The following is a 13,979-nucleotide window of genomic DNA, read 5'->3' as shown; positions in this document are numbered from 1 at the left end:
TGTTATTTCCTGAACAGTCTGAAACTTCCCACGTTCTTTCAATGACATAGTTTGAAGAACAAGTAGCATCTTCATTTTTAATCTCTTCACTGTAAACAACTTCGACATTTGTATCACAATTATCCATAGCAGTTAAAACAACTGGAACTGGAATGGCATCACAACTCACTTCCAACTCACTAACAGGTAAATCTTCTACAAAAACAGGAGCTTCTGTATCCCTTACTTTTATTAGTTGGGTATGACTACTACTATTTCCCGAACAATCTGAAACTTCCCAAGTTCTTTCGATTACATAGTTTGATGAACATGTTGCATCTTGATTTTTGATTTCTTCATTATAAGTAACCTCAATATTTGTATCGCAATTATCCGTAGCGGTTAAAACAACTGGAACGGGAATAGCATCACAACTCACTTCCAATTCACTTGCAGGTAAATCCTCAACAAAAACAGGTGCTTCGGTATCACTTACTTTTACCAATTGAGTATGACTTGTGCTATTTCCTGAACAATCTGAAACTTCCCAGGTTCTTTCAATTATATAGCTTGAAGAACAAGTAGCATCTTCATTTTTAATTGCTTCGTTATAAGTGACTTCAACATTAGTATCACAATTATCTGTAGCGGTTAAAACTACTGGAACAGGAATAGCATCACAACTCACTTCCAATTCACTTGCAGGTAAATCTTCTACAAAAACGGGAGCTTCTGTATCATTTACTTTTACCAATTGAGTATGATTTATCCTATTACCCGAACAATCTGAAACTTCCCAGGTTCTTTCTATGACATAGTTTGAAGAACAAGTAGTATCTTGATTTTTGAGCTCTTCGCTATACCTAACTTCAACACTTGTATCGCAATTATCTGTAGCCGTTAAAATAACTGGAATAGGAATAGCATCACAACTTACTTCCAATTCACTAGCTGGTAGATCTTCTACAAAAACAGGAGCTTCTGTGTCGATTATAGTAATGGTTTGTTGATATACTTCACTTACTCTGCCATAAGAATCTGTAAATGTCCATGTATTTACATAAGTTCCAGAAGATGAGCAATCAGCAGAAAAATTAAAATCTCCTGCATCTTTTTCTACTTTTAAATCACAACTTACTTCTGGAGCTAATAATTGAGCATTTATTAATCCTTGAGCATCATCACAAGAAATTGTTTTATCTAAAGCATTTTCTACTGTAATCCATTCTGTTTCATCTGGTTTGTTTATTGACAGCATTATTGGTTGTTCATCTCCTAAACCACACTCATTAACAATGTTCGAACTCTTTGTTATTTGTATATTATGATTTAAAACACCGTCATAAGTTGCAATTAATTGCATATTTAAATCAGCTAATCTAGATTCTTCTAAAAAATGACATTGATCTTTTACTTTCAATGTAAAAGAAATGGTATATGGTAAATCTTTAACATCTGTAATACCTGGTTGGGCATTAAAAGTTAACTTTCTATCAACAGTATTGTATGTGTAGGAAATTCCATTTGGAAGTCCCAATATTGGCTCTACTAATGTAGCTTCTTCAGGTATATTAGTCTCAAATTTTAAATTGTTTACATCATCATTTCCATTATTCTTTACTTTTGCTGAAAAAACTAACTCTTCGTCAACAGTTACAGGAGTATTTAACGATTTATTTACTGAAAGTACTAATGGGGCTAAATCAGGTTTCCATACATCTACTGAAAAGCCTAATAAGAATAATCCATAAGTTTCTTGATTAGAAGTTAATCGTATGGTAGCCGATGTCTGATTATTTTTAATAACAATATTGTTTGTATTATTAAGTGTAAAAATATCTGCATCAAAACCTAACGTGTTTGTACTTGCAGGATTTCTATCTATAAAATCACTTCCATTTTTCGATATTCTACTATTGAAAAAATTGTTTTCATTTCGTAAATTGTAGGATAGGTTCACCCAATTATCATTTGCATCCTTTATTTGCAGCTTATCTCCCTTTAAATCTCTATCTCCTTCCAAAGCTCCCAATACTATATCTGCATTTACGGCTCCTCTAGGAACTGTTAAAAATCCATCAAATTGAACTTCAAAATTATTTACATATCTAGTGACATTGGCATATCCATCAAAAATGGAAACATTTTTCATAGGTAGTTTCGCATTTTCATAAATAAATATGATTTGCCAACCTCCAGACGTTCCTGTATTTACTCTATCATGTGATATTAATCTTCCTTTTTTAGCTTTTACATTTCCTACTTGATATTTTCCATATGGTGTTAACAACTCCCTAACTTCTTTTGTAATATCTTTAAAGCATACGTAGGGATCGTTTACAAAAGGCCTTATTTCATCTCTTCCTCTAAAAATAACTTCATCTGCTGTAAAAGTTTTATATGCAGCACTACCAGGTAACATTAATTTTACCTTGTTATACTCCCAGTTTAACTCATCTTTTGGATCTTTTTCTTTAAGGTCTGCAGCTGCCCAATATAAATATGCCTTTTTTATGATTAAACACCCCATTGAAGGTTCTGGATTAGTTAAGTTGGCGCTACTAGAATTGAAAGTTGTTAGGTCAGAATCAATATCAACAAATACATTGCTAAAATCATGATTACCTCCTTGACCATTATAATTTTGTGTAGCTGATCTTGATAAAACATTATTGGCAATCATGGTTACATTTCCATGTATTCCTTCAGAAAATCTAGGTGTAAATTGTTGTTTGACTTGTGCATTTAAAAAATTATTCCAACATAAAAATAAGACTAATGGAATTTTTAAATTCTGTGTAGTTTTTGTTTTCATCTCCCCTGTTTATATAATATTGTTTAGTATTTTAATATGCTTTACATACTAAATAGTAATATTATATGGGATCATCGATTATGGATCCAAAAGTAGAAACACACCTTCCTTTTTATTCGAAATATTCCTTAAGCGTAAAGAATCAAATCATTAGTGTATTAAACTCAACACTCAAATATTAATTCATTGAAATTAAGAAAATTATACTCAAGTATCATTCTATATGATTCGTATTGTATTGACTGAAAAAGGTATATAAAAAGGTATTATTAATGTATGTCGTAAGATTTTAACATCTAAAAAATTACTCAATAAACTAAAAGATTATTTGTTGTATTTTTATTTTTTTAACGCATAGTCTATTACAATTACTAAGATCTATTTTCTTTGTTGTTTCCCAAAGAATGCCTCTATTCTGACTACTTTTTCTCCCTTACAATAAGGTATTCTACAAATATTATCTTCATAACAATTCCCATTAAAAACATAATCTCTTTCACCTGAAACTAATACTCCAATTACTTTATGCGTGTCTACATCAAGTACGGGAGACCCGGAGTTTCCTTGAAATGCATCTAAACTGGTGTAAAAATATTTCATAGGAGAATTATCTAGTATCCTTGCATTTATTGCCGCTTTTTTGGGTAACCCCAAAGGATGACCAATCATATATACTTCTTGATTTTCTGCTAAAACTTTTGAGTTTTCTATTGCTAATGGTAATTCAGCAAAGCTTCTATCTACATCAAAAGCCAATACATCTAAATTATATGATTTTTTCACAATCTTTTTAGGATAATAGATATCGCTTTTATGGATAATGGTTTCATCAATACCAGAGCTTGAAATTAGTTTATAATTAAAAACTATAGCATAATTTTTAAGTTTTCCTTGAAAAACATGTGCTGCCGTAAGCATGGTTTCTTCTCCAACAATAAAAGCAGTACCTATACCAATAGTATGTTGATTTCCAAAAGGCACATTATCACATAGGTTATATTTCCCTTGTAAAGTTATACTATCATCTAATTTGTAATAATCATTTCCTATTTTTTTTAATTTTCGCTTGTCAATAACTATTGCTACTGATTCACTTATAAAAAGCATTTTAGCATATTTATCTTCTACAGGATTTAAATCTTCTATTTCTATTCTACTATCATACTGAGTGGGACCTTTTATGATTTTTTTTAATTTATTTCTTTCTAATGTATCTTCAAAGCCAGCATCTTCAAAAATTGAATCTATAACTATTGAGGCAGTAACTATTACTCTTTCTTCAACATCATCAGGATATACGATTTGATCTTCTGATTCATATTCATCATCAACAATAATTTTAGGGATACCTGACTCTTGCTCTTCAACTTCTTTTTGCTTTTGATCCTGAATTCTTTTTTCTTGAAAAAATTGAAACTTTATTTTATTTTTCGTTGATTTCTCTTTTTTCAAGAACTCTTGTACCATTCTGTAATACTCTTCTTGTGTAACTTTTTTGGAAGTTTCATAATTAACTTTTTCCTGTAATTGTTTTACAAAAACTTCATTTGACACCGCTTTTTCAAGCTGTTTACTGTTTTCATAAATAGGAATAAATTCACCCTTCTTTTTAATTTCCTTCTTTGAAACAGGAACTGCTCCTTTTTGTTGGGCTATTATTAATGCATTCAACCCAAATAGTATTACAAATATGATAGTCCGTTTCATGTTTTTACTTATTATCTTGGTCTATTATAAATAGTAAACAAAGGAATATCAACCACAAAACCAACATTAATACTCCAAGAAGCTTTATCATTAATCGTTATATTCTCCCCTTCTAAAGCCAACTCTGGTCCATATTGTACTCCTGCATTTAAAGCAAAAGGGCTATCGCCAAACCCATAACTTAAATATGCTCCTGGTGTAAAAATATTTTTAAAACTCAATTCTGGTAGTTTCTCTAATGTTTTCCCTTCTTCATTACTATCATACAAACGTAGCCTAACTGGTGCTCCTATATCTATAATAGGAATAAAAAGAGATAAATTTTTTAAAATTATAGGAGTTAATGATAAACCTACTGGGGCGGTAATTCCTGTCGCCCATCCATCATTTAAATTATTAATATCATAGCCCGCCAAAATACCAGGATAAGAATTTATAGATACATTAAATGCTGATTTTCTCTTTACACTATAACTACCTGTAGGTAATGCATAACTTTCTAACGCTTGCTTAACAGCTTCTGAATTTTCCGCTTTAGCTATACTACTTGTAAAGTTGATAATATTAGTTACCTCCTTATTTTGTTCTATATCTGTATTCGTTATTAGCTGCTTAAGTATTTTTTTTCCAAATATTACAAGTAGTTCTTTTCTTGATGTCTCTAATCCCTCCTTATCTTCATTGAAGATATAAAACTCTAATGCTTTCGTACTATAAGTTTCAATTTTACTTTGTAGGTCTTCTATATCGCTTTTAATTAGATCTAAACAATTTAGAATTGATATATATTTTTTTTCATTTTCTTTTAAAATAGTATTCTTCTTAATTTTTACTGCTAAACTACCTAATTTCTTACTAAAGTCAGCTTCCTCACCCTTAATACTTTCTAATACTTTTTCTACCTCATCAATATTTCCCTCTTTCTTTAAAAAATGAAGAATTATGTAATTTTGAAGATTATCTAATTGAAATTTTAAAAATGCTTTTGCTAATTTTTTCTTTGTTTCATCGTTATTTAATTGTGTTTTTAAATTCGAATAACTAGTTTGATATGCAGATAGATCTGTAATTTCTATTAAATTTGATATATCTTTTTGTAAGTCAGATAAGTCATCATCTGTTTTTAAAATTTCTATTATTTTCTCATATATTTTTTTCAAGGCTGTAATTTCATTGTCATCAGTAATTGAATCTTTGATCGTTGCTTTTAATAAATGAAAAACTTCAGTAGCTTTTAACTGATTCGGAATATTTAAAACAACATCTGAAAAAATAAATTGATCTGTATATCTTTCAGGAATTGTAAGCGCTTCTTCAATAGCTAATCCGTATTCTTTATTATGTAACTGTAACACAATATTATTTACTGATTTTGCCGTAGCTAAATAAGGAGTTGTGTTTTTCTTAAAATTCCCTATGTCTGTTGATACGTTTAAATCTGTATTGTAAAGTAATCTTGTTTTTTCTGAGGTTTCTAATATCGTTTGTGAAGCATCTAATGTATCTTCAAAAAAGCCAATAAAACTGTTTAAAAATCCGTGAATAGTTTCTATATCCACTTTTTGTTCATCATCATTACTTAATCTTTTAATTTTCTCTATCTCTTGATATAGCTTTTCAGCATTATCAGTAATGTTTACCAACGCACTTGTAATAATTTGTATATTCTCTTCTGTACGCTTAATATCATTTGGTTGTAAGGTATTATTCATTAACTGATCAAAACTCAATGTATACTTTAAATTATAACCTTTATCAAATGCTACGTTATAATATTTTACGTTCTGTTGATGTAAAAACCCAACAAACAACATAAAAAAATTAGGTTCAGCTGCATAATTTGCCATGAATTGTGTAGAAGCAAAACGTCTTGAATCATCGCTATTTATAATTAACAAACTATTTGTTAGTAAGCTGGCCATTTTTATGGTATTGGCAATGTTAAACTTTTGCTTATTCTTAGAAAAACTCCATGTTCTAATAAGTTTACTGGTTTCTAATTTTTCAAAAAAATCTACAGGATGATCTACACTTGCCAATTGCGGAATTAAAGTTACTGCTTCAAAAGCAAATTCAATATCTGGATACTTATTTATTAGTTTGATAAAACGTGGTGTTGTTTTTAAATTCCCAATATTATCAACCAAATTTTTAATATCTAAAGCAATATGTGCTCTAAAATTATCTGTAAATTTTAAAATTTCATCCCCATTAAATTGTTTGATATATTTTGTTGTTTCTGGTAATAAAGCCATTAATTCATGTAACAAACTTTCGTCTTTCAAATTATCAGAGTTCAGCTTTTCTTTAATATTCTCCATAGCATAATTGGTGATTTCTGCTTTAATTCTATCTGCTAAAAAATCAGCCAATCCCTCTACAACAGCATTAATATTAAAACCACCTCCACTAAGAAAAGATATGGACTTTTGTACGTTTGACTGATAATTGATTTTAGCCATACCATCTGTTTTATCTTCTTCTATATTTTTATATTTTGTAGAAAATAATTCAATTATATGGACCAAATAAGAATTTTTTTTAGTTGTAAAGTGTTCTTTTATTTTAGTCAGTTCTTTACTATTAATTTCATATTGCTTTTTTACTATTTCGCCTCTTTCATTGACTATTCCTTTATTATTTTCTTTAACCTCGTCTTCATAATCCTCTTCTAGATTATTAAGTCTTTTAATTTCTTTGATATAATAGTCTATCATTTCCTCTGCTTGCTCTATTAATTTTTTCTCATCCCTTACATCTACTGATGAAATTGTACTTAGAGCATAAGTCTTAAAAATTGCAATAACTCTTCCTCTATCTATATTTAATTGTTCATTTTTAGCCTTAGGATCCAAGGCCGTATAATCTTTTTTTAACAAATCAATAAGTTCTGCAGCATGCCCCGCTACTGGTGAAGATTTTTGTGCATTAGAAATACTTGCTGCTATAAAGAGCAATAACAGTAATAGTTTGGTTTTCATTGTGGTTAATTTTACTTAAATGTATAAAAAATCTTTTCTACACGGATAATTTTCAATAAAAAAACAAGCATTCATTATTACAATAAATAAGCAATTAAGCTTTTAAATCTTTATCTAAAAACACGCTATAACTCTGTATATTTGCAGTATGATTCAAAACGATACTATTGTTGCTTTAGCTACGGCTTCTGGAGTTGGAGCTATTGCTGTTATTCGACTGTCTGGAGAAGGTGCTATTGAAATTGTAGATCAATTTTTTACGTCTATTCGTAAAAATAAGTCATTACTTCAGCAAAAAACGCATACAGTACATTTAGGTCATATTGTCGATAATGAACGAATTATTGATGAAGTTTTAGTATCTGTTTTTAAAAATCCAAATTCTTATACGGGTGAAAATGTTGTGGAAATATCATGTCACGGATCGGTATTTATTCAGCAAGAAATTATACAGCTATTTTTGAAAAATGGTTGTAGAATGGCCGATAATGGCGAATTTACCATGCGCGCTTTTTTAAATGGTAAAATGGATTTAAGTCAAGCAGAAGCTGTAGCTGATGTAATTGCTTCTAATTCTGAAGCTTCACATCAAATGGCTATCCAGCAAATGCGTGGTGGTATTACCAATGAATTAAAAGAATTACGCGGACAATTACTCGATTTTGCTGCTCTGATTGAATTAGAACTGGATTTTTCTGGTGAAGATGTGGAGTTTGCTAATCGAACAAAATTCCGTGAACTGGTAACTAAAATCTCTACGGTTTTAAAGCGTTTAATTGATAGTTTCGCTTTTGGAAATGCCATGAAAAACGGAATTCCTGTAGCTATAATAGGAGAACCGAATGTTGGAAAATCTACGTTATTGAATGCTTTATTGAATGAAGAGAAAGCCATTGTTTCTGATATTGCTGGAACTACCAGGGATGCTATTGAAGATGAAATGATTATTGATGGTGTCGCTTTCCGATTTATTGATACAGCAGGAATTCGTGAAACAGAAGATGTTGTGGAAAGTATTGGTATACAAAAAGCGTATGAAAAAGCAGATAATGCGCAACTGGTAATCTTTTTAATAAATGCCGAAGAAGTTATTATTAAATCTTCAAAATTATTAGCTGAAATTTCTAAAGTAAAAGATCGTTTTTCTCAAAAACGTGTATTAGTAATTGCTAATAAAATTGATAATCTTTCTGATGATAAAACTTCTGAATTAAATTATTTACTCCCTGAAGCTCTTTTATTATCTGCCAAGCAAAAAATTGGTGTTGATGATTTAAAAAATGAATTAACTTCTTTAGTTAACAAAGGTGCATTGAGTAATAATGAAACTATTGTTACGAATTCTCGTCATTTTGAGGCTTTAAACAATGCTTTAGAAAGTATACAGTCAGTTGAAAATGGAATTGAACTTGGTATTTCTTCTGATTTATTTGCCATAGATATTCGTGAATGTTTACGTTATCTAGGAAATATTACTGGTGAATATGATGTAGATAAAGATATTTTAGGACATATTTTCTCTAATTTTTGTATTGGGAAGTAGTAATATTCCTTCAATATAGTTACAATTGATTGTCTTCTACTTCTGTACAGTTCATTTTTTACTGTAAATTTCGCTTGTATGTATAAAAGTTTATATAAAAATAGGTTTGAGATATTCTTAGCAACACAGTTATTCATTCTGTTTGGTTCATTGTTCTTTCCTCTTGATTTCTTTGAATATAAGTTACTCCCAATTTTATATCTAGTAAGCATTGGAGCTGGTATTTTAATGATTTCTAAAAACAAAAAACTGACTTGGTTCTTTATTGGGTTATTTACTTTGGCCGCAATTGCTTTTGGTTTTGAAATGATCGCTCGCAAACAAAATCCAGAAAATTTGATCATCCGACTTTCTATTTATTTCATTTTTCATGTTTTTGTTACTTGGAATATTATCAAACAAGTATGGAAGGCTAAGAGAGTTACAAAAAATGTAATCATTGGATTAATGAGTGGTTATATTTCATTAGGGTTTTTGGCTTTTTTCTTGTTCATGAGCATTGAACTTACACATATTGAGGCTTTCAAAGGAATTCTAATGGAAAACTCTAATGATATCAATTTACGTTCTGATAACTTATTGTATTACGCATTTATCACATTACTTACCATTGGATATGGAGAAATAGTTCCCGCAATTCCTATAGCTCAAAAAGCAGCTATTTTGGTAGGACTCGTAGGACAATTTTATATGGTGATTATCACTGCAGTTGTTATAGAAAAATATATTAGACATTCTTCAACAGATACTAATACTTAGATTAGAAATCTTAGGATTTGAGATGTTTTAAGACGATAGTTACAGATACAAACCACTTTATACACTTTTCAAAAACAACACTTTAACCAAAAACCTCTAGTTATTCTTAGTTTTTAGAAAGATCTAAAAAGCATTTTGCCTAATCACAACAATTGAGAATGATCCATTATGATCCCCATTTTGGACCCTAAATTTTTACCAATAAAAAAAACCCACTCAAAGATTGAGTGGGAAAATTGCTATGAAAAAGAATCTCCAAACGTCTTTGGAGATATTTTAAATATTATAATACATTTTTAACTTATAACTTCAACATTAACAGCATTCATACCTTTTTTTCCTCGTTCAGTTTCAAATTGTACTTTATCACCCTCTCTAATATCATCTACTAAACCAGTGTTATGAACAAAAATATCTTGTCCAGATTCTGATGTTATAAATCCAAATCCTTTTGAGGTGTTAAAAAACTTAACTGTGCCTTCTTGCATCTTTACTAAAATTTTAAATTATTTTTTATTGTATTCAATCAAAGGAATCTATTTGCTTAAAAATTTAATATCTAAAAAAAAATTAGGTATCATAATTTTGTTTAAAAAACACTTAAAAAATAAAGTAATGGTGGAATAAAGAAGGAAAGAGTAAACTCGAAAAAACTTATTGCTTTATACTAATATTAATAGATGCTCTAATTGAACGATGCAAATATACATTTTTATTAACTTTAACACGCAAAAAATATTTTATTTATAATTTATTTAACAATACCAAAGATTTATGTAATTCACGATGATTTTCTTGTGAAGAACTAATCAACATTAAACAACTGTTCTTTGTATTGTGCTTTTTTAATTTCTTCTCTTCTACGTACAGACTCTTTTGTATACTCTCTCCTTCCTCTAATTTCTTGTAAGAGTTTTGTGTTTTTATACTTTTTTCTGTAACGTTTTAAGGCTCTATCTATACTTTCACCCTCCTTAACCTTGATTATTAACATATATAATTATTGTTTTAATTTTTAACCTAAATATGCAATTAAAGCTTTTGATTTTGATGCATGCTTTAATCGTCTTAATGCTTTTTCTTTTATTTGTCTAACTCTTTCTCTAGTTAAATCAAAAATTTCTCCAATTTCTTCAAGAGTCATTGAAGATTCTTTACCTATACCATAAAATAATCTTATCACATCTGATTCTCTTGATGGCAATGTTTTCAAGACTCGATCTATTTCTATACTCAAAGATTGAAGGTTTAATTCTTTTTCTGCATTAGGCAAATGCCCTGTATTATAAACATCATATAAATTTGAACTCTCACCGTCTCTTAATGGCGCATCCATAGAAACATGTTTACCAGAAATCATCATAGATTCCTTTACATTATTAATAGTGGTATCTAACTCCTTAGCGATCTCTTCAAAAGAAGGCGATCTTTGATTGTCTTGTTCTAAACGAGCAGTGATTTTGTTAATTTTATTTATACTACCTATTTTATTCAATGGTAATCGTACAATACGAGATTGTTCAGCTATAGCTTGCAATATACCTTGTCGAATCCACCAAACAGCATAGGAAATAAACTTAAATCCTCTAGTTTCATCAAAACGCTGAGCTGCTTTTACTAAACCAATATTCCCTTCGTTAATTAAGTCTATTAATTTTAAGCCTTGATTTTGATATTGTTTCGCTACTGATACTACAAAACGTAAATTTGCATTGACTAAGATTCCCAAAGCTTTTTGATCACCACTTCGTATTCTTTGTGCTAACTCTACTTCTTCATTTGCTGTGATTAGTTCAATCTTACCTATTTCTTGTAAATACTTATCTAAGGACTTAGATTCCCTATTGGTTACTTGTTTAATAATTTTAAGCTGCCTCATATCTACATTTTATAATTAGAAATAACTTCTACCATTACTTTTGACATTCATATATTAAAAGTTTCTTACTAAAACTTATATGAATGAGCAATGATTGACAATTGAATTATTTACATTTTTTAATGTAACATAATCAAAAGCTCTATATAAACTAGAAAATTAAAATGCAAAGAGGATAAATTTGTCCGATTGTCTTCGGGTAAAAGAGAGTTAAACTAAAAATCCGTTTGTTTTTTAACCTGCGATTTTATAATATGTACCAAAGGTATGTCTTTATTCAAGATTAAAAAAGTATTCTTTATAATTAAATATTTATTAATAGTAGTTTAAACTAAGATTTTCTGTTTCTTGTGTTGCTTTTTTGTTTTATTCTAACAAAAATTAACTGATGTTTATTTTTCTGGTTTTCTCTTCGTTCTATTTCAAATTTATTTATCGATTTTATAAGAGGGGTTAATTTTTCAAAACCATAATTTCTTGCATCGAAATTTGGACGCTTTTTTTGAATTAAACTTCCAACATCTCCTAAAAATGCCCAACCATCATCATCAGATAAATCATTGATGGTGGATGTTATTAAGTTAATTTCTTTTTTAGTAATCTTATCTACTTCTGATCCTTTACTTTCTACTTTCTCTTCTGTTTGCTTTTTAAGGATTTCTATATAAATAAATTTATCACAAGCTACTATAAACGGATTAGGTGTTTTCTTTTCGCCTATCCCAAAAACTTTCATGCCTGCCTCTCTTAACCTTGTTGCCAATCGTGTAAAATCACTATCACTTGATACGAGACAAAATCCATTAACTTTACCACTGTACAAGATATCCATAGCATCTATTATCATTGCTGAATCTGTAGCATTCTTTCCTCTTGTATAGCCATATTGCTGTATTGGTATTATAGCATTTTCTAAAAGCAAGTTTTTCCATTTGGTCAACCCAGGCCTAGTCCAATCTCCATAAATTCTTTTAATAGTAGGATTACCATATTTGGCTATTTCTTCCATCATTTCCTCTACATAACCTGAAGGGATATTATCACCATCTATTAAAACTGCTATATTCATTTTATTTATATTAATCTATAGTTTATAAAATTAACATTATTATGATGAACTAGGTCAATAAAACTTCTTTTATATACTTGATTAAATTAAATACTATCTTAAATCTATAAATTAAGAGTAAAATAGCTTTTAAAATTTGACTTGACTTACCTAAATGGCACCCCCTCAGCAATAGGTTTGAATCTAAATACATAAAAAGGAGAACTAGCTAAATCTTTGCCTTTATTAAAAACTGATCCTAAGTGTACTTGGGCAGCAGACACATACATATAGCCATCTTCTTGATTGTAACTTACTCCATCTGGCCATTCTAAATTTTTGTCTTTAATAATCGTATGCATACTACGATCCTTAGCCTTAATTACCACCACACTATTAGATTCTAAAGCTGTTAAATATAAATTATTGTCCTTGTCAATACTCATTCCTCCGTTATTCGGTTTGTTAGCATAGGTCTCTATTTTTTTATCTAATTGTTTCTCTGATAAACTCGTATCTAAGAGATCTTCTATTTTAACTCTGTAAATATGAGGTCCGTTTAAAGGACCATAATATAACCATTCAAAACTAGCATCTGCAGTAATTCCATCATTGCCTACAAAAAGTGCTTTTTTATTAATGCTTAAAACTTTTCCATTTACTCTAGTTGGCGAGCTTGTATCAGATAAAGTGGTGCGAGAACCTTCTAATACACGACGCGTTTTACCTGTTTTCATATCAACAATAATAAAAGCTGCTGTACTCCCATCTCCTCCGTTACCAATTCCTTCATCGGCAATGATAAAAACACCATGTTTACTATCTACTACCATATCATTAGGTTGAGAAGTTTTTACTACAGTTGTTTCTGGCAAATAGTAAATTCTTTCTAATGAATTATTTTTCATATTCCAACCTACAATTTTAGGGGTAATATTATTACGCATTCCCATATCTAGCATCCATATATTTCCATGAATATCATTACGGATTCCAAGTACATTACTTAAATAGTGATCATCCGTTGTTCGCGGTGTATTCCATACTTTATTTGGGAAAGGTCTATGTGTTTTCGATTCTTTATCATACAACATTACTCGATTTTCAGGTTCAAAAAATGGATGATGACTATACACCAAGTTTCCTTTGGTAGTAAATGTAATGTTACCTACTGCATGATTAGTAGTCATAAAAATCCCGTTATCTTTTTGAGCACTACAACTCATAAATGTAAAACTTAACAATATTACAACGCTATATTTTCTCAT

General features: G+C 29.6%; 10 protein-coding genes. 2 read left to right on the top strand and 8 right to left on the bottom strand.

From position 1 onward, the window contains the following. From BVC87_RS02725 to BVC87_RS02715, 3 genes are all read right to left on the bottom strand, one after another. The coding region (locus tag BVC87_RS02725; protein WP_143569699.1) for an HYR-like domain-containing protein at positions 1-2,794 on the bottom strand (2,794 nt) is incomplete at its 3' end. Positions 2,795-3,172: 378 nt separating this feature from the next. Beyond that, positions 3,173-4,501, bottom strand: a complete 1,329-nt coding sequence (locus BVC87_RS02720) for a S1 family peptidase (protein WP_083629222.1) — start codon at positions 4,499-4,501, stop codon at positions 3,173-3,175. An 11-nt stretch (positions 4,502-4,512) separates the two neighbouring features. After that, entirely contained in the window at positions 4,513-7,482 is a 2,970-nt protein-coding gene (locus BVC87_RS02715; RefSeq protein ID WP_075340807.1) for a hypothetical protein, read from the bottom strand. Between the two features lie 148 nt (positions 7,483-7,630). On the opposite strand from BVC87_RS02715, the gene mnmE reads away from it, so the two are divergent. Both mnmE and BVC87_RS02705 read left to right on the top strand, forming a co-directional pair. Further along, the gene (gene mnmE / locus BVC87_RS02710; protein WP_075340806.1) at positions 7,631-9,025 is read left to right on the top strand and encodes a tRNA uridine-5-carboxymethylaminomethyl(34) synthesis GTPase MnmE; all 1,395 of its coding nucleotides are present in this window, start codon (positions 7,631-7,633) and stop codon (positions 9,023-9,025) included. 78 nt (positions 9,026-9,103) lie between these two features. Next, positions 9,104-9,784 (top strand): potassium channel family protein, encoded by a 681-nt coding sequence (locus BVC87_RS02705; protein ID WP_075340805.1) that lies wholly within the window; start codon positions 9,104-9,106, stop codon positions 9,782-9,784. Positions 9,785-10,080: 296 nt separating this feature from the next. Here BVC87_RS02705 and BVC87_RS02700 read toward each other — a convergent pair whose 3' ends face one another. The 5 genes from BVC87_RS02700 to BVC87_RS02680 form a co-directional block, all read right to left on the bottom strand. Continuing rightward, positions 10,081-10,272 carry a cold-shock protein gene (locus tag BVC87_RS02700; protein ID WP_075340804.1) on the bottom strand — a complete coding sequence of 64 codons (192 nt, stop codon included), beginning with the start codon at positions 10,270-10,272 and terminating at the stop codon, positions 10,081-10,083. A 317-nt stretch (positions 10,273-10,589) separates the two neighbouring features. Further along, entirely contained in the window at positions 10,590-10,778 is a 189-nt protein-coding gene (rpsU, locus tag BVC87_RS02695; RefSeq protein ID WP_075340803.1) for a 30S ribosomal protein S21, read from the bottom strand. A gap of 21 nt (positions 10,779-10,799) precedes the next feature. Beyond that, the gene (locus tag BVC87_RS02690; protein ID WP_075340802.1) at positions 10,800-11,663 is read right to left on the bottom strand and encodes a sigma-70 family RNA polymerase sigma factor; all 864 of its coding nucleotides are present in this window, start codon (positions 11,661-11,663) and stop codon (positions 10,800-10,802) included. Between the two features lie 331 nt (positions 11,664-11,994). Then, a complete protein-coding gene (locus BVC87_RS02685; RefSeq protein WP_075340801.1) occupies positions 11,995-12,732 on the bottom strand; it encodes an NYN domain-containing protein in 738 nt (245 codons plus the stop codon). A 146-nt stretch (positions 12,733-12,878) separates the two neighbouring features. Next, entirely contained in the window at positions 12,879-13,979 is a 1,101-nt protein-coding gene (locus BVC87_RS02680) for an SMP-30/gluconolactonase/LRE family protein (protein ID WP_075340800.1), read from the bottom strand.

The organism is Tenacibaculum agarivorans, assembly GCF_001936575.1.
Lineage (GTDB): Bacteria > Bacteroidota > Bacteroidia > Flavobacteriales > Flavobacteriaceae > Polaribacter > Polaribacter agarivorans.
This window is presented reverse-complemented; position numbering and strand designations above follow the sequence as displayed.